This is a genomic window from Enterobacter sp. CM29 (assembly GCF_013179605.1).
GTDB lineage: Bacteria > Pseudomonadota > Gammaproteobacteria > Enterobacterales > Enterobacteriaceae > Enterobacter > Enterobacter intestinihominis.
The window spans coordinates 1-18,864 of the sequence record NZ_JABMCU010000078.1 but is presented as its reverse complement, the minus strand read 5'-3'; the positions used below and the strand labels follow the sequence as shown (position 1 = coordinate 18,864).

The following is an 18,864-nucleotide window of genomic DNA, read 5'->3' as shown; positions in this document are numbered from 1 at the left end:
CTTCCAGAATTACCCCTCCCCTCGCTGCGTTTTACTGGTATTTTATACAGGTGTAAATAACCGTATTCACCGGAGAGCTTATGCAACAGATCGCGATCGCCAAACCCTATCGGCACTTAAAAGTGGGTTACTTCAGAAAACGTCATGAAGACCGTAAAACGAAAATTCCAAAACGCTACAGCGTACACGCAGCGCTGAGCCTGAAAGGCGACTGGCTTGAACAAGCGGGATTTACCACCAACTCGCAGGTTCGGGTGGGCGTCGAGCACGGAAAAATCATCATTGAATTAATAGCGGAAGATGCCTCGTAAAGTCGTGACTTTTTTCTGCGCCGCACCTTTTTTTCATGCGACAATAGAAGGAACAATCGGCCATTGAGCCGCTCAAAGCGTAATATTTTCAAAGAAATGGATATCATAACTCCATGAGCACAATCGACAATTTCGACGCGCATACGCCGATGATGCAGCAGTATCTGAAGCTGAAGGCACAGCATCCGGAAATTCTGCTGTTTTACCGTATGGGCGATTTTTACGAGCTTTTTTATGACGATGCGAAACGTGCGTCTCAGCTGCTCGACATTTCTCTGACGAAACGTGGCGCGTCGGCAGGCGAGCCCATCCCGATGGCGGGTATCCCGCATCACGCGGTTGAAAACTATCTGGCGAAGCTGGTGAACCAGGGCGAGTCTGTCGCTATCTGCGAACAAATTGGCGACCCGGCCACGTCGAAAGGCCCCGTTGAGCGCAAGGTCGTACGCATCGTGACGCCGGGAACCATCAGCGATGAAGCCCTGCTTCAGGAGCGCCAGGATAACCTGCTGGCGGCGATCTGGCAGGACGGTAAAGGATTTGGCTACGCCACGCTGGATATCAGCTCCGGTCGTTTTCGCCTGAGTGAACCGGCTGACCGTGAAACCATGGCGGCTGAACTGCAGCGCACCAATCCGGCAGAACTGCTTTATGCAGAGGATTTCGCCGAGATGGCGCTGATTGAAGGTCGCCGCGGCCTGCGTCGTCGTCCACTGTGGGAGTTCGAAATTGATACCGCGCGCCAGCAGCTGAACCTGCAATTTGGCACGCGCGATTTGATTGGCTTTGGTGTGGAAAATGCCCCGCGCGGGCTATGTGCCGCAGGCTGCCTGTTGCAGTACGTGAAGGATACGCAGCGTACCGCCCTGCCCCATATCCGTTCAATTACCATGGAGCGTCAGCAGGACAGCATCATCATGGATGCCGCCACGCGCCGCAACCTGGAGATCACGCAGAACCTCGCTGGCGGCATGGAAAATACGCTGGCGTCGGTTCTTGACAGCACGGTTACCCCCATGGGCAGCCGTATGCTCAAACGCTGGCTGCATATGCCGATCCGCAACACCGAAACGCTGATTGGCCGTCAGCAAACCATTGCCGCATTGCAGGATCGTTACACCGAATTGCAGCCGGTGCTGCGTCAGGTGGGTGATCTTGAGCGTATCCTGGCGCGCCTGGCATTGCGTACCGCGCGTCCACGCGATCTCGCCCGTATGCGTCACGCTTTCCAGCAGTTGCCGGAACTGCGCGCTCAACTGGGAGAGATCGACAGCGCGCCAGTGCAAAAGCTGCGCGAAACCATGGGCGAATTTACCGAGCTTCGCGAACTGCTGGAACGCGCCATCATTGATGCGCCGCCTGTTCTGGTGCGGGATGGCGGGGTTATTGCTCCGGGTTATAACGAAGAGCTGGACGAATGGCGTGCGCTGGCCGATGGCGCGACGGATTATCTGGATAAGCTGGAAATCCGCGAGCGTGAACGTCTGGGGCTCGACACCCTGAAAGTCGGCTACAACGCCGTACACGGTTACTATATCCAGATCAGTCGTGGGCAGAGCCACCTGGCACCGATTCACTACGTTCGCCGCCAGACGCTGAAAAATGCCGAGCGCTACATTATTCCCGAGCTGAAAGAGTACGAAGACAAAGTGCTCACGTCGAAAGGTAAAGCGCTGGCGCTGGAGAAACAGCTGTATGACGAGCTGTTCGACATCCTGATGCCGCATCTGGCTGACCTTCAAATGAGCGCCGCTGCGCTGGCCGAGCTGGATGTGCTGGTAAACCTGGCCGAGCGCGCCGAAACGCTGAACTACACCTGTCCAACCTTTACTGACAAACCCGGTATTCGCATTACCGAAGGTCGCCATCCGGTGGTTGAGCAGGTGCTGAACGAGCCGTTTATTGCCAACCCGTTGAACCTGTCACCGCAGCGAAGAATGCTGATCATTACCGGCCCCAATATGGGCGGTAAAAGTACCTATATGCGCCAGACAGCCCTTATCGCGCTGCTCGCCTACATCGGCAGCTACGTTCCGGCGCAGAAGGTTGAGATTGGCCCTGTCGACCGTATCTTCACCCGTGTGGGTGCGGCGGACGATCTGGCGAGCGGTCGCTCTACCTTTATGGTCGAGATGACCGAAACCGCCAACATTCTGCATAACGCGACAGAGAACAGTCTGGTGTTGATGGACGAAGTAGGACGCGGTACCTCCACCTATGACGGCCTGTCCCTGGCCTGGGCGTGCGCGGAAAGTCTGGCGAATAAAATCAAGGCGCTGACGCTGTTCGCGACGCACTATTTCGAACTGACACAGCTGCCAGAGAAAATGGAAGGCGTGGCTAACGTTCACCTTGATGCGCTTGAGCACGGCGACACCATCGCCTTTATGCACACGGTGCAGGACGGCGCGGCAAGCAAGAGCTATGGCCTGGCCGTCGCCGCGCTGGCGGGTGTGCCGAAAGAGGTGATTAAGCGCGCGCGTCAGAAATTGCGTGAGCTGGAAAGTTTGTCACCGAATGCGGCAGCTACGCAGATAGATGGTACGCAGATGTCACTGCTGGCGGTGCCGGAAGAGACATCTCCGGCTGTAGAAGCGCTGGAAAATCTCGATCCGGATTCGCTGACGCCGCGTCAGGCGCTGGAGTGGATTTATCGGTTGAAGAGTCTGGTTTAGTTTTCTGCGGTCTTTTTTGCCGGGTGGCGGCTTCGCCTTACCCGGCCTACAAAACCCGTAGGCCCGGTAAGCGTAGCGCCACCGGGCAAAAGACCGCACAATATTAACGCCCGGTAAGCACAGCCGCCTCCGGGCTTTTTATTACAGCAGCGGCGGGATCGTCGGCACCTGCGGTGCCTCATCAATATCCTTCTGCGTCATGCGGAACGCTTCCGGGTAATGCTCGCGGCTGGTACGGCGCAGCGGTTCGGTATCGCGCCAGGTATACAGACAGTGCTGACACTGGTATACCGTCCAGACACCTTTCACCGGTGATGTTGCCATCACCTCAATATGTTCATCGGCACAACGTGGACAAATCATTTTTTCCTCCTTATTGACGTGCCGCCAGCATCGCGGTCAGTTTTTCGGCCCAGGCTTTGGTTTCAGGGAGATCCTGTACCGGCTGGCTGTAGTGACCACGGTTGTCCGGAGCGACTGGGGTGGTGGCATCAATGATCAGCTTGTCAGTGATCCCCGCCGGGCTGGAGCCGGGGTCAAGCTCCAGCACAGACATATTCGGTAGCTGCACCAGATCGCCAGCCGGATTGACCTTCGATGACAGCGCCCACATCACCTGCGGCAGGTTAAACGGATCGACGTCCTCATCCACCATAATCACCATTTTCACGTAACCCAGACCGTGTGGCGTGGTCATGGCGCGGAGCCCGACCGCACGGGCAAAACCGCCGTATCGTTTTTTGGTGGAGATAATCGCCAGCAGGCCGTGGGTGTACATGGCGTTTACCGCCTGCACTTCCGGGAATTCCGCCTTCAGCTGCTGATAGAGCGGCACGCAGGTAGCGGGCCCCATCAGATAATCAATCTCGGTCCACGGCATCCCCAGGTAGAGAGATTCGAAAATGGGTTTTGTGCGGTAAGAGACTTTATCAATGCGCACGACCGTCATGTTGCGCCCGCCGGAGTAGTGTCCGGTAAACTCACCGAATGGCCCTTCAATTTCACGTTTTCGGCCTTCAATCACCCCTTCGAGGATCACTTCCGACCCCCACGGCACATCGAAACCGGTCAGCGGAGCCGTCGCAATCGGATACGGGCTTTCGCGTAGCGCACCGGCCATCTCATACTCGGATTGATCGTATTTCAGCGGCGTGGCGCCCATCAGGGTAATGATCGGATCGTTACCCAACGTAATAGCAATAGGCAGGTCTTCGCCGCGCTCTTCGGCCTTATGCAGATGCAGCGCGATATCATGCATCGGCACCGGTTGCAGGCCGAGCTTACGCTTGCCCTTCACTTCCATACGGTAAATCCCGACGTTCTGCTTGCCGAAGTGTTCGGGGTCGAGCGGATCGCGTGAGACAACACACGCTTTATCGAGATAAAAGCCCCCGTCACCGTCGTTCAGGCGGAACAGCGGCAGAATGTCGAACAGGTTGATGTCTTCCCCGTCCACCGTGTTCTGCGCCCAGGCCGGATTTGCACGACGCTCTGGCGAGACGGGGAATTTGTCCCAGCGACGAATAAACTCGTCGATCTGTTTTTTCACCGGGGTATTTGCTGGCAGCCCCATCGAAATAGCGTGGTTTTGCCACGAGCCGATAGTGTTCATCACCACACGGGCATCGGTGAAGCCGCGAATATTATCGAACCACAGCGCAGGCGCACCATCGCCAATGCGTCCGGTAGCGTTGGCGGCGGCGGCTAAATCCGGCTCAGCGTTTACCTCTTCCTCAATTTTCAGCAGCTGCCCTTGCTCATCGAGCGCCTGCAAGAAGCTTCTCAAATCATCAAATGCCATCTTTATTCTCCTGTGAAAAATGTTTCGCTGCCTGCAAACCTTCCCAGCGTCGGGCTTTTTTATGCTCCAGACCAAACTGGTCGAGAACGCGGGTCACGATATGCTGGGTTATGTCATCGGCGGTTTGCGGGTGGTTGTAGTACGCAGGCATAGGCGGCACCATCGCCACGCCCATGCGGGAAAGGGCAAGCATGTTCTCAAGATGGATGGTGCTGAGCGGCGTCTCACGCGGAACCAGCACCAGCTTGCGTCCCTCTTTCAGCACCACGTCTGCCGCACGCCCTACCAGCCCTTCGGCATAGCCCGCGCGGATACCCGCCAGCGTTTTCATGCTGCACGGGATGACGATCATGCCGTCGGTGCGAAACGAGCCGGAGGAGATGGTGGCAGCCTGATCGGCCGGGCTATGGACGACATCCGCCAGGGCAGCAACGTCATGCGCAGTGAAGGGCGTTTCCAGCTCAATCGTGGTTTTTGCCCACTTCGACATCACCAGATGCGTTTCCACCTCCGGCATTTCCCGCAGCGCCTGCAACAACGCCACGCCTAATGGCGCACCCGTTGCGCCCGTCATTCCCACAATCAATCTCATTCAGCACCTCAATTTTTTGTTCGTATACGAACATATTAATTAAACTACGCCTTGATCCTGCTGCTGACAAGATCGTTCGCATACGATCACACTAATCGCTAAAAAACTCTCGCGTTAAAATTCAGCCCGAGAGCGGCTATCATAGAGGGAGTATTTTTCCGTCGGAGTGTCCATGGAGTTAAGACAAGAAGCTTTCCACCTGCTACGTCAGCTTTTTCAACAGCATACCGCCCAGTGGCAGCACGCATTGCCCGAACTGACAAAGCCACAGTATGCGGTGATGCGGTCAATTGCTGAAAATCCTGGCATTGAGCAGGTTGCCCTGACTGAAGTCGCGGTGAGCACCAAAGCGACGCTGGCAGAAATGCTGAGCCGCATGGAAGCACGCGGCCTGGTCAGGCGCGAGCACGATCCGGCGGACAAACGCCGTCGGTTTGTCTTTCTGACGGCCGAAGGTGAGGCCCTGCTTGAGAGCAGTAAACCGATTGGAAATGAGGTGGATGAGGCGTTTTTAGGGCGCCTTAACGGCGCGGAACGAGAGCAATTTTCAGCGCTCATTAAAAAGATGATGCAGGGTTAAGTAACCCTGACGCGCATAAAATCAATAAATGTTCGCACTTTCGCGGGCACATGCCGGGCATCGGGATAAACAGCATAGATGCCCTGCTGAGCAAACGTGTACTCCGGTAACAGCGAGACCAGCGTCCCTGTATCCAGTGCGTTACGCACCAGCCACTCCGGCAACAGCGCCACGCCACATCCCGCGAGGGCAAAAGCCATCAACGCCTGGGCACTGTCTGCATACAGGCGCGGCGCTTTTCTGATCTCAAAGGAAACCGGATGCCGATCAACGCCTCTCACCTGCCAGCGCAGCGGCGACGTTAAACGCTCGTGAATGATCCAGTCCGCTTCCGCCAGCTGCTCCAGCGAGTCAACCGGATGGTTTGCCAGCCAGCATGGCGTCGCCACGGGCAGGATGGTGAAGGAGGTCATCAACGCGGCGTGGTAGCGCGAATCTGCAAGCGTGCCGAGCCGGATAGCGACATCGAAGCGCTCGGCGATAAGATCGGCATGCAAAGAGGACGAGACATGCCGCACGCGGAGATCAGGGTGCAGCTGGCTAAACTCAGCCAGCAAAGGCACCACCACCTGCGAGCCATACTCGGGCGTGGTGGTGATCCGCAGTTCTCCCGTCAGCCCGGCGTGGTTGGCGCGAACATCATCCTGCAATCGCTCTGCATCCCGTAACAGCATCACGCTTCGTTGATGAAAGAGCTTCCCCGCTTCGGTCAGCGTCAGGCGTCGGGTGGTTCGCAGCAACAGGGTAACGCCCAGCTCCTCTTCAAGCTGACGAATATGAAAGCTGACCACCGCTTTTGTCAGCCCCATCGCCTCCGCCGCGGCGGTGAAACTGCCGGTGTCCGCTACGGCGATAAACATCGCCGTACGCTGTAAATTAAGCATCGCTTGCCTGGTTAACTGTCAAAATAATGTTGACAGTATATCGTCCTTTGTCGCGTTTATCCGTAACGCGCGGGCCGATACGATACGCCACCTCACCGGAGGAACTTCCATGACGTATCGCAGCAAAATCGCCGTCGTCTTTCTGCTCGGCTTTTTCCTTGATTTGATAAACATGTTTATTGCCAGCGTCGCCTTTCCGGCGATGGCTCACGCATTCAATACCACACCTTCCGCGCTTGCCTGGGTAAGTAACGGATACATTGCCGGGCTGACGTTAGTCATCCCATTCAGCAGTATTCTGACGCGCCGCGTCGGGCCGAAGCGCGTTATTCTGCTCTCACTGCTTCTCTTTAGCGCGGCCTCCGTTGCGGCGGGTTTCTCATCTTCGCTGGAAAGTTTGATTGCCTGGCGCGTCGTGCAGGGCGCCGGAGGGGGTTTACTGATCCCGGTTGGTCAGGCGCTGACCTGGCAACAGTTTAAGCCTCATGAGCGGGCCAGACTCACCTCGGCGGTGATGCTGGTCGCGCTGCTTGCCCCCGCCTGCTCACCGGCTGTGGGCGGCATGCTGGTTCAGACATTCAGCTGGCGCTGGATATTTTTTGCCACCCTGCCCGTCGCCATTGTCACCTTTGTTTTGGCCTGCGCGTGGCTTAAAACAGAACCGTCACCGATAAACACCACCAGAATAGTAAACCTGTCTTTGCTGACGGATCCGCTGTTGCGCTTATCCATGCTTATCTATGTGTGCGTACCCGGCATCTTTATTGGCGTGAACGTAACGGGCATGTATTACCTCCAGAGCGAGGCCAATATGACGCCCACCGCAACGGGCATGCTTATGCTGCCGTGGTCTGTGGCATCGTTTTTGGCTATCACCGCGACAGGACGCTATTTCAACCGTATCGGCCCGCGGCCGCTGGTGGTCATCGGTTGCCTTTTGCAGGCGACGGGCATTCTGCTTTTAATTAACGTCGGCCCGGCTATGCTGTTACCTGCCGTTGCGTTTGCGTTAATGGGTGCGGGGGGAAGCCTTTGCAGCAGTACGGCTCAGAGCAGCGCGTTTTTGACAACGCGGCGGGAAGATATGCCTGATGCCAGTGCGCTATGGAATCTGAATCGTCAGTTGAGCTTTTTTGCGGGTACCCTGCTGCTGGCGCAGGCGCTGAGCTTCATGCAAGCTTATTTTACGCCGCTGGCCGCCTGGCACGGGATGTTTATTTTTGCCGCAGTTATCACTCTGCTGCCCGTACTGTACGTCTACCGTCTTAATAACACGCAGTTACTTGCGCAACTGCAACAGGAGCAACCATGACCCATTTCGAACAAGAGATCCTCGACATCCACGTCGCCCTTGAAAACTGGTTAGGTGCAGGCGAAGGCGATCGGGACGCCCTGCTCGCCCGTTTCCGTCCGGATTTTCTGATGGTTCCACCGAGTGGCGCCCATTTAGATCATCACGCTCTGGCCAAATTTTTATATGCGCAGCGGGGAACCCGACCCGGGCTCAGGATCGGTATTGATGCGTTAACAACGCTTCAGACATGGGACAACGGCGCGGTGCTCCATTACCGGGAGACGCAAACCCGGCCTGGCCAGCCCGTCAACGTGCGCTGGTCAACCGCGGTGCTTAATCAGGAAGGGGATAACATCACCTGGCGTTTGCTGCACGAAACGGCGCAATCGTAAGGCATAAAAAAGGCCCGTCTCACGACGGGCCTTTTCTGACGAATGGTTGCTTACTCGCGGAACAGCGCTTCGATATTCAGACCTTGCCCTTGCAGGATTTCACGCAGGCGGCGTAGCCCTTCAACCTGAATCTGACGAACACGTTCACGGGTCAGGCCAATCTCACGGCCGACATCTTCCAGTGTCGCAGCTTCATACCCCAGTAAACCGAAACGACGTGCCAGCACTTCACGCTGTTTGGCGTTCAGTTCGAACAGCCATTTGACGATGCTCTGTTTCATATCATCGTCCTGCGTGGTGTCTTCCGGGCCGTTGTCTTTTTCATCGGCCAGGATGTCCAGCAGCGCTTTTTCGGAGTCACCACCCAGCGGGGTGTCAACCGAGGTAATGCGCTCGTTGAGACGCAGCATACGGCTTACGTCATCAACCGGTTTGTCGAGTTGCTCTGCGATCTCTTCCGCACTTGGCTCGTGGTCCAGTTTATGGGACAACTCGCGCGCGGTACGCAGATAAACATTCAACTCTTTGACGATGTGGATCGGCAGTCGAATCGTACGGGTCTGGTTCATAATAGCCCGTTCGATGGTCTGACGAATCCACCAGGTCGCGTAGGTTGAGAAACGGAACCCGCGTTCCGGGTCAAACTTCTCAACTGCGCGGATGAGACCTAAGTTGCCCTCTTCAATCAGATCCAGCAGAGCCAGACCACGATTGCCGTAACGGCGGGCAATTTTCACGACCAGTCGCAGGTTACTTTCGATCATGCGACGACGCGAGGCAACATCACCACGCAAAGCACGACGTGCGAAATAGACTTCTTCTTCGGCCGTTAGCAGTGGGGAGTAACCAATCTCCCCAAGGTAAAGCTGAGTCGCGTCCAGCACACGCTGTGTGGCACCCTGCGATAACAGCTCTTCTTCAGCCAAATCGTTATCACTGGGTTCCTCTTCTACTAAGGCTTTTTCGTCAAAAGCCTCTGATCCGTTCTCATCAAATTCCGCGTCTTCATTTAAATCATGAACTTTCAGCGTATTCTGACTCATAAAGGTGGCTCCTACCCGTGATCCCTGGACGAGACACCCTGGCTGGCATGCCCCGTCAATTTATCGCTGCGGTAAATATTGCAGCGGGTTTACGGATTTCCCCTTGTAACGAATTTCAAAATGCAAGCGTGTAGAACTGGTTCCGGTGCTACCCATGGTAGCGATTTTTTGCCCCGCCTTAACTTCTTGTTGTTCCCGGACCAGCATAGTGTCGTTATGGGCGTAGGCACTCAGGTAATCATCGTTATGTTTGATGATAATAAGATTACCGTAACCGCGCAGTGCGTTACCGGCATAGACAACGCGTCCGTCTGCGGTCGCGATGATTGCCTGTCCTTTACTGCCTGCGATATCGATCCCTTTGTTGCCCCCCTCAGAGGTAGCGAAGTTCTCGATAATCTTGCCGTCAGTTGGCCAGCGCCAGGTGGTGATTGACGAGCTGGCATTCTGACTGCTTGCAGTCGGTACAGTAGAGCTAACCACAGGTGCCGTAGTCGGTGCTGTGACAACAGTCGCAGTACCTTTATTATTCGGCAACATTTTGTTAGCACTCTGATCACCTGAATCCTCAGAATACGTAATTACAGGTTGTGAAGCAACCACCGTGGTGGTTTTTTGTGCAGGAGTAACGCTGTTATTTTGCGCAGTTACGTCGGCCGCTGAAACGGTGTTGCCTGGTGTAAGCGGTGTCCCCGTCGCGTTGCCAACCTGAAGCGTTTGCCCGACTTCCAGAGCATACGGGGCCTGGACGTTGTTTCGCTGTGCCAGATCGCGGAAATCGTTCCCGGTGATCCAGGCAATATAGAACAGCGTATCGCCGCGCTTCACGGTATAGGTGCTGCCGCCGGTATAGCTACCTTTCGGAATGTTCCCATACTTACGGTTATACACTATGCGGCCATTTTCAGTCTGAACAGGCTGTTCCACTGCCTGAATCTGCGTAGGCTGCGTAACTGGACGCTGAACCGGCTGGATCTGCGGAGTTTGCTGCGCCGTTGAGGTGCCCATTTTAGGCGGAGGGGTGATCAACATTCCGCTGGACGTGTTACCCGAGCCGCTGGTTCCATTAACGGAACTGACGGGCGCAGGCGCGTTATTTGAACTTGTACAGCCTGCCAGCCAGAGCGAAACCAGTGATAATGCCGCAACACGGCTGATGGTGAATTTTGGGCTTCCCGCGCTCATTTATCCCCCAGGAATGTGTTAACTACCAGTGACTTAAAAATAACCGTGATGGCACGAATCTATCGCGCCACACCATACGCTGAATTTGCCTTAATAACCCTGGAAAAATCCGAGTCTCAGGCCAGTTCGCCCTTAACCAGGGGCACAAAGCGCACGGCTTCCACGGTATCGATAATAAACTCGCCGCCGCGTCGACGAACGCGCTTCAAAAGCTGCTGCTCATCGCCGACGGGCAATACAAGAATGCCACCCTCGTCCAGCTGCGAAAGAAGCGCAGTGGGGATTTCAGGTGGCGCTGCCGTGACAATGATGGCGTCAAACGGGGCGCGAGCCTGCCAACCCTGCCATCCATCGCCGTGGCGTGTCGATACATTATGTAAATCAAGCTGTTTCAGGCGACGGCGCGCCTGCCACTGCAACCCTTTAATCCGTTCCACCGAACAGACATGGTGCACAAGGTGAGCCAGGATCGCGGTTTGATACCCTGAACCGGTACCAATTTCCAGCACCCGGGACTCTGGCGTTAACTCCAGAAGCTCCGTCATACGCGCCACCATGTAGGGCTGCGAAATCGTCTGGCCTTGCCCAATGGGCAGCGCCACGTTTTCCCACGCTTTGTGTTCAAACGCCTCATCTACAAACTTCTCACGGGGAACCTGGGCAAGCGCGTTCAGCACCTGCTCGTTGGCGATCCCCTGTGCGCGTAATTGTTCCAGAAGAGTTTGTACACGTTTACTTACCATTGCGCGTTCACTCCGACCCGATCTAACCAGTCCGACACCACATCATGCGCGCTATAAGCGGTTAAATCTACGTGCAACGGCGTAACGGAAACGTACCCTTCATCCACCGCAGCGAAGTCGGTGTCTGGCCCGGCATCGCATTTATCTCCCGGCGGGCCGATCCAGTACAGGGTATTGCCGCGCGGATCCTGCTGGGGAATAACCTGATCGGCAGGATGGCGACTGCCACAGCGCGTCACGCGGATCCCTTTGATCTCGTCCAGCGGGAGGTCCGGCACGTTAATATTGAGGATACGTCCGGTACGCAGCGGTTCGCGGCCAAGCGCACGGAGAATGGAGCAGGTCACCGCAGCGGCTGTGTCATAGTGGGTGTGACCGTTTAACGAGACCGCCAGCGCCGGAAACCCCAGGTGACGCCCTTCCATCGCCGCGGCCACGGTGCCGGAGTAAATCACATCATCGCCAAGATTTGGCCCGGCATTGATGCCGGAGACTACAACGTCCGGCCGCGGGCGCATCAGCGCGTTCACGCCCAGAAACACGCAGTCGGTCGGCGTCCCCATCTGGACGGCAATATCGCCATTCTCAAAGGTAAAGGTGCGAAGTGAAGACTCCAGCGTCAATGAGTTAGACGCGCCACTGCGGTTACGATCGGGAGCCACGACCTGCACATCCGCAAATTCGCGGAGGTGTTTCGCCAGCGTCTGAATACCTGGCGCATGGATCCCGTCATCGTTACTCAGCAATATTCGCATAATCACCCGACGTGTTGATAAGTTCCCTGACAACACTGGTGGCAAAGCTACCTGCCGGCAGCCAGAAGCGTAACTCGACGGTTACGTCATCCCACCAGTTCCAGCTCAGCTGTTGCGGGTAGAGGAGCATCGCACGACGTGCCGCCTCGACCTTTTCCCGCACCAGCAACGATTGTAATTCTGGCGCATCCGCCACCGCTGACTGCTCAGCGGCCAGCGCCTCGCCCTGGGTTCCCCAGTCGCCTGAACCCGGCAAGGCGGCGGTAATCATCAGCGTTTTAGCGTCCACGCGCGACTGGACATCGGCCATCTCTTCGGCCGTTGCCACAAACCAGCTTCCGCGTCCCGCTAATTGTAGCGCATCGCCGACAACAACTTGATTCGCGTCCGGTTTTTTCAGCCGTTCGCTCACAATCTGATTAAACAACGCACTGCGGGCCGCCGACAACCAAAAACTGCGTTTATTACGATCGCGCACCGGTGCACCGCTTTGCGCCCAGCGCAGCGCGCCCAGCAGGTTGCTACCACCGATACCAAAGCGCTGAGCACCGAAATAGTTTGGTACGCCGCGTTCGTTAATGGCCTTCAGGCGTTTTTCAACGTCCTCGCGTTCGGTCACTTCGCGCAACACCAGGGTAAAGGCATTGCCTTTCAGTGCGCCCAGACGCAATTTGCGTTTATGGCGGGCGTACTCCAGTACCTTACAGCCCTCAAGCTCAAATTTGCTTAAATCGGGCATGGCATTGCCGGGCACGCGGGCGCAAAGCCACTGTTCGGTCACGGCATGTTTATCTTTTTGACCGGCAAAGCTCACTTCGCGGGCGTGAATATTGAGGAATTTTGCCAGCGCGTCCGCCACGAAGCGGGTGTTGCAGCCGTTTTTCAGAATGCGCACCAGGATGTGCTCGCCTTCGCCGTCCGGCTCAAAACCCAGATCTTCCATTACCACGAAATCTTCAGGGTTGGCTTTCAGCAGACCCTTGCCCTGCGGTTTACCGTGCAGATACGTCAGATTGTCGAAATCCGTCATTTGGCCGCCTTCACCAGCAGCGCCACGGCTTCACAGGCAATGCCTTCGCCACGACCGGTAAAGCCCAGCTTCTCCGTGGTGGTCGCTTTGACGTTGACGTCGTCCATATGGCAGCCCAGATCTTCAGCGATAAACACGCGCATCTGAGGGATATGCGGCAGCATCTTCGGTGCCTGGGCAATGATCGTCACATCAACGTTGCCGAGGGTGTAGCCTTTGGCCTGAATACGACGCCAGGCTTCGCGCAGCAGTTCGCGGCTGTCTGCGCCTTTAAAAGCAGGATCGGTGTCCGGGAACAGTTTGCCAATGTCGCCCAGCGCAGCGGCACCCAGCAGCGCGTCGGTCAGCGCATGCAGCGCCACGTCGCCATCAGAATGCGCCAGCAGACCTTTTTCGTAAGGAATGCGCACGCCGCCAATGATAATTGGGCCAACGCCGCCAAAGGCGTGTACATCAAAACCGTGTCCAATACGCATTATGCCTTCTCCTGAGGGGTCGTACGGGTAAGATAAAATTCCGCGAGCTGTAAGTCTTCCGGGCGCGTCACTTTTATATTATCAGCGCGCCCTTCAACAAGCGTGGGGTGGAAACCGCAATACTCCAGCGCCGAGGCTTCGTCCGTAATGGTCGCACCTTCTTTAAGCGCTCGCGTTAAGCAGTCGTGGAGTAATTCGCGGGGAAAAAATTGTGGCGTCAGCGCGTGCCATAGATCGACGCGCTCGACGGTGTGGGCAATCGCTGGTTTACCCGGTTCGGCACGCTTCATGGTGTCACGCACCGGGGCGGCCAGAATGCCGCCCACTTTACTGGTTTCACTCAGGGCCAGCAGACGCGACAGATCGTCGTGATGCAGACAGGGACGCGCGGCATCGTGCACCAGCACCCACTGCGCGTTCCCGGCAGCCTGAATGCCCGCCAGAACGGAGTCAGCCCGCTCTGCGCCGCCGTCAACGACGGTAATCTGAGGATGATTCGCCAGCGGGAGCTGCGCAAAACGTGCATCGCCGGGGCTGATGGCAATAACAACGCGTTTCACCCGGGCATGCGCCAGCAGCGCCGCCACGGCGTGCTCGAGGATCGTTTTATCGCCAATTGAGAGATACTGCTTAGGACATTCTGTCTGCATACGCCGGCCAAAACCTGCGGCCGGCACCACGGCACAGACGTCCGAAAAAGTTGCTGCCATGTCGTAATCCTGGGCCTGATTATCGATTGTTTTGTGCGGAGCCCTGATTGCGTTTAGACGCATCCGGAACCAGGCGATAAAACGTTTCGCCCGGCTTAGTCATACTAAGTTCATTGCGTGCGCGCTCCTCAATCGCCTCCTGGCCGCCATTGAGGTCATCAATTTCAGCAAAAAGTTGATCGTTACGCGCTTTAAGTTTGGCGTTTGTCGCCTGCTGTGCCGCGACGTCATCGCTCACCCGGCTGTAGTCGTGCAGTCCGTTTTTGCCGAACCACAGCGAATATTGCAGCCAGACCAGCAAAGCCAGCAACAGCAGCGTTAGTTTACCCATCCTGCCCCCTGAAAAAACGGCATCATCATCCCATAACTTTCCGCTGGACTCTACTGCGGGGTTTTAATTATGCCGTAAGTTAGCCCATCAGCCATAAAAACAGCAGGCCAAAGATGACCACAACGGTGGCGATAGTGATGAGCGTACTATACAGGAGCTTGCCGTTGAAAAGGGAGTGCAGCGCCACGCCCACCACAACCGCAACGGGCATCAGCGCGAGGAAGAAAGGCCAGGTATAGAGGAAGAAAAAGAGGGTGTTTCCACCGTAGATCAAGAACGGGATACCCAGCGCCAGTAGCCACGACACAAAGCCGACAATCGCCCCAGGGAAGGACCAGGTCGTCTCGTCGTCGGTCGTTAACGGTTCCGACCCGGTGGTAATCATGTAGTTTTCACTGTTGCGCATAGCTAATCCTGTGACCGTGACTCATCGCTCGGGAAGACAGCTCCCGAACGATACCGTCTCAGGATCTGATAATATCGTCCCGTCTGAGCAGGTCTAATAATTGGCTTACTAAATTTGTTACCAATTGTTGACCTTCCAGATGAATCTCAGGGGATTCAGGCGCTTCGTAAACCGAGTCAATACCGGTGAAGTTTCGCAGCTCTCCCGCGCGGGCTTTTTTATACAGCCCTTTCGGATCGCGCGCTTCGCAGATTGCCAGCGGCGTATCCACAAACACTTCAATGAAGCGATTCCGGCCCACGCGCTCACGCACCATCTGACGTTCGGCGCGGTGCGGTGAGATAAACGCCGTCAGCACCACCAGCCCGGCATCCGCCATCAGGCTGGCGACTTCTCCCACCCGGCGAATGTTCTCTTTACGGTCTTCATCGCTGAACCCTAAATCGCTACACAGGCCGTGACGCACGTTGTCGCCGTCCAGCAGGTAGGTGCTCACTCCCTGCTGATGCAGCGCTTCTTCCAGCGCGCCTGCCACCGTGGATTTACCGGAGCCAGACAGCCCGGTAAACCACAGCACAACCCCACGGTGACCGTGGAGCTGTTCGCGCTGGGCGACGGTGACCGGATGAGGATGCCAGACGACGTTCTCATCATGGGCAGCCATTACTTGCCTCCCAGCAAATCGCGTGCGCCCCAGTGCGGGAAGTGTTTACGCACCAGCGCATTCAGCTCAAGTTCAAACGCGCTGAACTCAGAGGCCACGGTAGCCTGCGTGTTTGGTTCACGGACCATCCCGGCGCCGACGGTGACGTTGGTCAGGCGGTCGATAAAGATCAGCCCGCCCGTCACCGGATTCTGCTGATACGGATCCAGCACCAGCGGCTCGTCGAAGGTCAGATCCACCAGACCGATGCCGTTCAGCGGTAGCTCGCTCACGTCACGGTGGGTCAGGTTGTTGATGTCCACCTGGAACTGAATGCCGTCCACGCGGGCGCGGGTTTTCTTGCCGGCAATTTTAATGTCATAGCTCTGGCCTGCGGTCAGGGGCTGTTCCGCCATCCACACCACGTCCACGGATGCGCCCTGCACCGCCGCCAGCGTTTCCTGCGCGTCGACCAGCAGATCGCCGCGGCTGATGTCAATCTCGTCTTTTAGCACCAGGGTTACTGCTTCACCTGCCCCTGCTTCGTCCAGATCGCCATCAAAGGTGACGATACGGGCAATGGTCGATTCCACGCCGGACGGCAGCACCTTCACGCGCTGGCCCACGTTGACCGAGCCGGACGCAAGGGTGCCGGAGAAGCCGCGGAAATCGAGGTTCGGACGGTTTACGTACTGCACCGGGAAGCGCATCGGCTGGGTCTCAACCACGCGCTGAATTTCAACGGTTTCCAGCACCTCCAGCAGCGTCGGGCCGCTGTACCACGGCATGTTCGCGCTCTGAGAGGCGACGTTATCCCCTTCCAGCGCCGACAGCGGCACAAAGCGAATATCGAGGTTGCCCGGCAGCTGTTCAGCAAAGGTCAGGTAGCTCTGGCGGATCTCGTCGAATCGCGCTTCGCTGTAGTCCACCAGATCCATTTTGTTCACCGCCACCACCAGGTGTTTGATCCCCAGCAGCGTAGAGATAAAGCTGTGACGACGCGTCTGATCCAGCACGCCTTTACGGGCGTCCATCAGCAGGATCGCCAGGTCACAGGTGGACGCGCCGGTCGCCATGTTACGGGTGTACTGCTCATGCCCCGGGGTGTCGGCGATAATAAATTTGCGCTTTTCGGTAGAGAAGTAGCGATAGGCGACATCAATGGTAATGCCCTGCTCGCGCTCCGCCTGCAAGCCGTCCACCAGCAGCGCCAGGTCGAGTTTTTCGCCCTGGGTGCCGTGGCGTTTACTGTCATTGTGCAGGGAAGAGAGCTGATCTTCGTAAATTTGTCGCGTGTCGTGCAGCAGACGACCAATCAGGGTACTTTTCCCGTCATCAACGCTGCCGCAGGTCAGGAATCGCAGCAGACTTTTGTACTGTTGGGCGTGCAGATAAGCTTCTACGCCGCCTTCATCGGCAATTTGTTGGGCAATAGTCGTATTCATGGCGGCTCCTTAGAAATAACCCTGACGTTTCTTCAGCTCCATGGAGCCTGCCTGGTCGCGGTCAATCACGCGGCCCTGTCGCTCACTGGTGGTCGACACCAGCATCTCCTCGATGATCTCCGGCAGCGTCTGCGCACTGGATTCCACCGCGCCGGTCAACGGCCAGCAGCCGAGAGTACGGAAACGGACCATCTGTTTTTTGATCACTTCACCCGGCTGTAAATCAATGCGATCGTCGTCGATCATCATCAGCATGCCGTCGCGCTCCAAGACCGGGCGCTCTGCTGCCAGATACAGCGGAACGATCTCAATATTTTCCAGATAGATGTACTGCCAGATATCCAGCTCGGTCCAGTTGGAGAGCGGGAAGACGCGAATGCTTTCGCCCTTGTTTATCTGGCCGTTGTAGTTGTGCCACAGCTCCGGACGCTGGTTTTTCGGGTCCCAGCGGTGGAAGCGGTCGCGGAAAGAGTAGATACGCTCTTTGGCGCGGGATTTCTCTTCGTCACGCCGCGCGCCGCCGAAGGCCGCATCAAAACCGTATTTATTCAGCGCCTGCTTCAGCCCTTCGGTTTTCATGATATCGGTATGCTTGGCGCTGCCGTGCACGAACGGGTTGATGCCCATCGCCACCCCTTCCGGGTTTTTGTGCACCAGCAGCTCGCAGCCGTAGGCTTTGGCGGTACGGTCACGAAACTCGTACATCTCGCGGAATTTCCAGCCGGTATCCACATGCAGCAGCGGGAACGGCAGCGTTCCCGGATAAAACGCTTTACGCGCCAGGTGCAGCATGACGCTGGAATCTTTACCGATGGAGTACATCATCACCGGGTTAGAGAACTCGGCGGCCACTTCGCGGATAATGTGGATACTTTCCGCTTCGAGCTGCCGCAGGTGAGTAAGTCGTTTTTGGTCCATAACCGTTCCTTAAGCCAAATTTACAACAGAAGCGCCGAAGCCTTCTGTGTCGGTTGTGTGTTGGAACCAGGCGAGCGAGCTGTGCAACTGCACCACTTCTCCCACCACGATCAGGGCGGGCATCGGGGCGTCTTTCGCCAGGGTTGCAAGGTCTTGTAAAGTGCCGATGGCGACATGCTGATCGTCGCGTGTCCCGCGGGAGATCACTGCTACCGGCGTCGCCGCATCGCGACCGTGCTGAATAAGCTGTTCGCTGATGTCTGCCGCTTTCATCGTGCCCATATAAATCGCCAGCGTTTGTCGGCTCTGGGCGAGATGCGACCAGTCAAACGGCGTGCTGTCGGCTTTGTAGTGCCCGGTCACAAAGGTCACGCTCTGGGCGTAATCACGATGGGTCAGCGGAATACCGGCGTAGGCCGTGACGGCAGACGCCGCCGTAATGCCGGGGACCACCTGGAACGGGACGCCCGCTTCGGCTGCCGCCTGCAACTCCTCGCCACCACGGCCGAAGATAAACGGGTCGCCCCCTTTCAGGCGCACCACGGTCTTGCCCGCTTTCGCGGCGGCAATCAGCATTTGATTGGTGTCGTGCTGCGGCACGGAGTGCTCGCCGGCACGTTTACCAACGCAGATTTGCTCCGCGTCACGGC

The 18,864-nt window shown here is 56.8% G+C and carries 23 protein-coding genes; 6 read left to right on the top strand and 17 right to left on the bottom strand.

Annotation, left to right across the window (positions count from 1 at the left end):
* Nucleotides 1-80 precede the first annotated feature (80 nt).
* On the top strand, nucleotides 81-311 hold the full coding sequence (locus HP459_RS11765) for a SymE family type I addiction module toxin (protein ID WP_022649175.1): 231 nt from the start codon (nucleotides 81-83) through the stop codon (nucleotides 309-311).
* A 113-nt stretch (nucleotides 312-424) separates the two neighbouring features.
* Nucleotides 425-2,986: a DNA mismatch repair protein MutS gene (mutS, locus tag HP459_RS11760; protein ID WP_022649176.1), complete on the top strand. Its 2,562-nt coding sequence runs from the start codon at nucleotides 425-427 to the stop codon at nucleotides 2,984-2,986.
* A 141-nt stretch (nucleotides 2,987-3,127) separates the two neighbouring features.
* On the opposite strand, the gene HP459_RS11755 is transcribed toward mutS, so the two are convergent.
* From HP459_RS11755 to HP459_RS11745, 3 genes are read right to left on the bottom strand one after another with little or no spacing between them, the layout of a single operon-like run.
* Nucleotides 3,128-3,349: a non-oxidative hydroxyarylic acid decarboxylases subunit D gene (locus HP459_RS11755; protein ID WP_003862116.1), complete on the bottom strand. Its 222-nt coding sequence runs from the start codon at nucleotides 3,347-3,349 to the stop codon at nucleotides 3,128-3,130.
* 10 nt (nucleotides 3,350-3,359) lie between these two features.
* Nucleotides 3,360-4,787, bottom strand: a complete 1,428-nt coding sequence (locus tag HP459_RS11750) for a non-oxidative hydroxyarylic acid decarboxylases subunit C (RefSeq protein WP_022649178.1) — start codon at nucleotides 4,785-4,787, stop codon at nucleotides 3,360-3,362.
* Entirely contained in the window at nucleotides 4,777-5,379 is a 603-nt protein-coding gene (locus HP459_RS11745; protein ID WP_003862111.1) for a non-oxidative hydroxyarylic acid decarboxylases subunit B, read from the bottom strand. Before HP459_RS11745 ends, HP459_RS11750 begins: the two co-directional genes overlap by 11 nt.
* Nucleotides 5,380-5,551: 172 nt before the next feature.
* On the opposite strand from HP459_RS11745, the gene HP459_RS11740 reads away from it, so the two are divergent.
* The gene (locus HP459_RS11740; protein ID WP_022651767.1) at nucleotides 5,552-5,959 is read left to right on the top strand and encodes a MarR family winged helix-turn-helix transcriptional regulator; all 408 of its coding nucleotides are present in this window, start codon (nucleotides 5,552-5,554) and stop codon (nucleotides 5,957-5,959) included.
* Here HP459_RS11740 and HP459_RS11735 read toward each other — a convergent pair.
* Entirely contained in the window at nucleotides 5,956-6,843 is an 888-nt protein-coding gene (locus HP459_RS11735) for a LysR family transcriptional regulator (protein ID WP_046618652.1), read from the bottom strand. The two genes, HP459_RS11740 and HP459_RS11735, sit on opposite strands and share 4 nt — an antisense overlap.
* Before the next feature lie 109 nt (nucleotides 6,844-6,952).
* On the opposite strand from HP459_RS11735, the gene HP459_RS11730 reads away from it, so the two are divergent.
* Both HP459_RS11730 and HP459_RS11725 read left to right on the top strand, forming a co-directional pair.
* Nucleotides 6,953-8,155, top strand: a complete 1,203-nt coding sequence (locus HP459_RS11730; RefSeq protein ID WP_063200642.1) for an MFS transporter — start codon at nucleotides 6,953-6,955, stop codon at nucleotides 8,153-8,155.
* Entirely contained in the window at nucleotides 8,152-8,529 is a 378-nt protein-coding gene (locus HP459_RS11725; RefSeq protein ID WP_154849393.1) for a DUF4440 domain-containing protein, read from the top strand. Before HP459_RS11730 ends, HP459_RS11725 begins: the two co-directional genes overlap by 4 nt.
* 50 nt (nucleotides 8,530-8,579) lie before the next feature.
* On the opposite strand, the gene rpoS is transcribed toward HP459_RS11725, so the two are convergent.
* Both rpoS and nlpD read right to left on the bottom strand, forming a co-directional pair.
* Nucleotides 8,580-9,572, bottom strand: coding sequence for an RNA polymerase sigma factor RpoS (rpoS, locus tag HP459_RS11720; RefSeq protein WP_022649182.1), 993 nt, complete (start codon nucleotides 9,570-9,572; stop codon nucleotides 8,580-8,582).
* Between the two features lie 60 nt (nucleotides 9,573-9,632).
* Complete coding sequence (gene nlpD / locus HP459_RS11715) at nucleotides 9,633-10,706, bottom strand: murein hydrolase activator NlpD (protein ID WP_306307778.1); 1,074 nt, start codon at nucleotides 10,704-10,706, stop codon at nucleotides 9,633-9,635.
* Between nlpD and HP459_RS23760 the strand changes: the two genes are divergently transcribed.
* On the top strand, nucleotides 10,648-10,779 hold the full coding sequence (locus tag HP459_RS23760) for a peptidase (protein WP_306173474.1): 132 nt from the start codon (nucleotides 10,648-10,650) through the stop codon (nucleotides 10,777-10,779). The two genes, nlpD and HP459_RS23760, sit on opposite strands and share 59 nt — an antisense overlap.
* A gap of 94 nt (nucleotides 10,780-10,873) precedes the next feature.
* On the opposite strand, the gene HP459_RS11710 is transcribed toward HP459_RS23760, so the two are convergent.
* The 11 genes from HP459_RS11710 to cobA form a co-directional block, all read right to left on the bottom strand.
* Complete coding sequence (locus tag HP459_RS11710; RefSeq protein ID WP_022649184.1) at nucleotides 10,874-11,500, bottom strand: protein-L-isoaspartate(D-aspartate) O-methyltransferase; 627 nt, start codon at nucleotides 11,498-11,500, stop codon at nucleotides 10,874-10,876.
* Nucleotides 11,494-12,255: a 5'/3'-nucleotidase SurE gene (gene surE, locus HP459_RS11705; RefSeq protein ID WP_017382816.1), complete on the bottom strand. Its 762-nt coding sequence runs from the start codon at nucleotides 12,253-12,255 to the stop codon at nucleotides 11,494-11,496. The genes HP459_RS11710 and surE overlap by 7 nt, the downstream gene beginning before the upstream one ends.
* Complete coding sequence (gene truD / locus HP459_RS11700) at nucleotides 12,236-13,285, bottom strand: tRNA pseudouridine(13) synthase TruD (protein WP_045308746.1); 1,050 nt, start codon at nucleotides 13,283-13,285, stop codon at nucleotides 12,236-12,238. The genes surE and truD overlap by 20 nt, the downstream gene beginning before the upstream one ends.
* Nucleotides 13,282-13,761 carry a 2-C-methyl-D-erythritol 2,4-cyclodiphosphate synthase gene (gene ispF / locus HP459_RS11695; RefSeq protein ID WP_003862097.1) on the bottom strand — a complete coding sequence of 160 codons (480 nt, stop codon included), beginning with the start codon at nucleotides 13,759-13,761 and terminating at the stop codon, nucleotides 13,282-13,284. Before ispF ends, truD begins: the two co-directional genes overlap by 4 nt.
* Nucleotides 13,761-14,471 carry a 2-C-methyl-D-erythritol 4-phosphate cytidylyltransferase gene (gene ispD, locus HP459_RS11690; protein WP_000741569.1) on the bottom strand — a complete coding sequence of 237 codons (711 nt, stop codon included), beginning with the start codon at nucleotides 14,469-14,471 and terminating at the stop codon, nucleotides 13,761-13,763. Before ispD ends, ispF begins: the two co-directional genes overlap by 1 nt.
* A gap of 19 nt (nucleotides 14,472-14,490) precedes the next feature.
* Nucleotides 14,491-14,802 carry a cell division protein FtsB gene (ftsB, locus tag HP459_RS11685; RefSeq protein WP_003862095.1) on the bottom strand — a complete coding sequence of 104 codons (312 nt, stop codon included), beginning with the start codon at nucleotides 14,800-14,802 and terminating at the stop codon, nucleotides 14,491-14,493.
* Between the two features lie 79 nt (nucleotides 14,803-14,881).
* A complete protein-coding gene (locus HP459_RS11680; protein WP_006811767.1) occupies nucleotides 14,882-15,208 on the bottom strand; it encodes a DUF3561 family protein in 327 nt (108 codons plus the stop codon).
* 58 nt (nucleotides 15,209-15,266) lie between these two features.
* Nucleotides 15,267-15,872 carry an adenylyl-sulfate kinase gene (gene cysC, locus HP459_RS11675; protein ID WP_022649188.1) on the bottom strand — a complete coding sequence of 202 codons (606 nt, stop codon included), beginning with the start codon at nucleotides 15,870-15,872 and terminating at the stop codon, nucleotides 15,267-15,269.
* Nucleotides 15,872-17,296 carry a sulfate adenylyltransferase subunit CysN gene (cysN, locus tag HP459_RS11670; RefSeq protein ID WP_023306831.1) on the bottom strand — a complete coding sequence of 475 codons (1,425 nt, stop codon included), beginning with the start codon at nucleotides 17,294-17,296 and terminating at the stop codon, nucleotides 15,872-15,874. The genes cysC and cysN overlap by 1 nt, the downstream gene beginning before the upstream one ends.
* Nucleotides 17,297-17,305: 9 nt before the next feature.
* The gene (gene cysD, locus HP459_RS11665; RefSeq protein ID WP_006811770.1) at nucleotides 17,306-18,214 is read right to left on the bottom strand and encodes a sulfate adenylyltransferase subunit CysD; all 909 of its coding nucleotides are present in this window, start codon (nucleotides 18,212-18,214) and stop codon (nucleotides 17,306-17,308) included.
* Between the two features lie 9 nt (nucleotides 18,215-18,223).
* A partial coding sequence (gene cobA / locus HP459_RS11660) for a uroporphyrinogen-III C-methyltransferase (RefSeq protein ID WP_171936234.1) occupies nucleotides 18,224-18,864 on the bottom strand: 641 nt, incomplete at its 5' end.

What these genes read in the sequence shown, in the direction of transcription:
- cysC (WP_022649188.1), bottom strand. Translation starts at nt 15,872, where the DNA reads ATGGCTGCCCATGATGAGAACGTCGTCTGGCATCCTCATCCGGTCACC.
- rpoS (WP_022649182.1), bottom strand. Translation starts at nt 9,572, where the DNA reads ATGAGTCAGAATACGCTGAAAGTTCATGATTTAAATGAAGACGCGGAA.
- HP459_RS11765 (WP_022649175.1), top strand. Translation starts at nt 81, where the DNA reads ATGCAACAGATCGCGATCGCCAAACCCTATCGGCACTTAAAAGTGGGT.
- HP459_RS11730 (WP_063200642.1), top strand. Translation starts at nt 6,953, where the DNA reads ATGACGTATCGCAGCAAAATCGCCGTCGTCTTTCTGCTCGGCTTTTTC.
- mutS (WP_022649176.1), top strand. Translation starts at nt 425, where the DNA reads ATGAGCACAATCGACAATTTCGACGCGCATACGCCGATGATGCAGCAG.
- ispF (WP_003862097.1), bottom strand. Translation starts at nt 13,761, where the DNA reads ATGCGTATTGGACACGGTTTTGATGTACACGCCTTTGGCGGCGTTGGC.
- HP459_RS11740 (WP_022651767.1), top strand. Translation starts at nt 5,552, where the DNA reads ATGGAGTTAAGACAAGAAGCTTTCCACCTGCTACGTCAGCTTTTTCAA.
- ispD (WP_000741569.1), bottom strand. Translation starts at nt 14,471, where the DNA reads ATGGCAGCAACTTTTTCGGACGTCTGTGCCGTGGTGCCGGCCGCAGGT.
- HP459_RS11725 (WP_154849393.1), top strand. Translation starts at nt 8,152, where the DNA reads ATGACCCATTTCGAACAAGAGATCCTCGACATCCACGTCGCCCTTGAA.
- surE (WP_017382816.1), bottom strand. Translation starts at nt 12,255, where the DNA reads ATGCGAATATTGCTGAGTAACGATGACGGGATCCATGCGCCAGGTATT.
- truD (WP_045308746.1), bottom strand. Translation starts at nt 13,285, where the DNA reads ATGACGGATTTCGACAATCTGACGTATCTGCACGGTAAACCGCAGGGC.
- cysN (WP_023306831.1), bottom strand. Translation starts at nt 17,296, where the DNA reads ATGAATACGACTATTGCCCAACAAATTGCCGATGAAGGCGGCGTAGAA.
- HP459_RS11735 (WP_046618652.1), bottom strand. Translation starts at nt 6,843, where the DNA reads ATGCTTAATTTACAGCGTACGGCGATGTTTATCGCCGTAGCGGACACC.
- cysD (WP_006811770.1), bottom strand. Translation starts at nt 18,214, where the DNA reads ATGGACCAAAAACGACTTACTCACCTGCGGCAGCTCGAAGCGGAAAGT.
- HP459_RS11750 (WP_022649178.1), bottom strand. Translation starts at nt 4,787, where the DNA reads ATGGCATTTGATGATTTGAGAAGCTTCTTGCAGGCGCTCGATGAGCAA.
- HP459_RS11745 (WP_003862111.1), bottom strand. Translation starts at nt 5,379, where the DNA reads ATGAGATTGATTGTGGGAATGACGGGCGCAACGGGTGCGCCATTAGGC.
- HP459_RS11755 (WP_003862116.1), bottom strand. Translation starts at nt 3,349, where the DNA reads ATGATTTGTCCACGTTGTGCCGATGAACATATTGAGGTGATGGCAACA.
- HP459_RS11710 (WP_022649184.1), bottom strand. Translation starts at nt 11,500, where the DNA reads ATGGTAAGTAAACGTGTACAAACTCTTCTGGAACAATTACGCGCACAG.
- HP459_RS11680 (WP_006811767.1), bottom strand. Translation starts at nt 15,208, where the DNA reads ATGCGCAACAGTGAAAACTACATGATTACCACCGGGTCGGAACCGTTA.
- ftsB (WP_003862095.1), bottom strand. Translation starts at nt 14,802, where the DNA reads ATGGGTAAACTAACGCTGCTGTTGCTGGCTTTGCTGGTCTGGCTGCAA.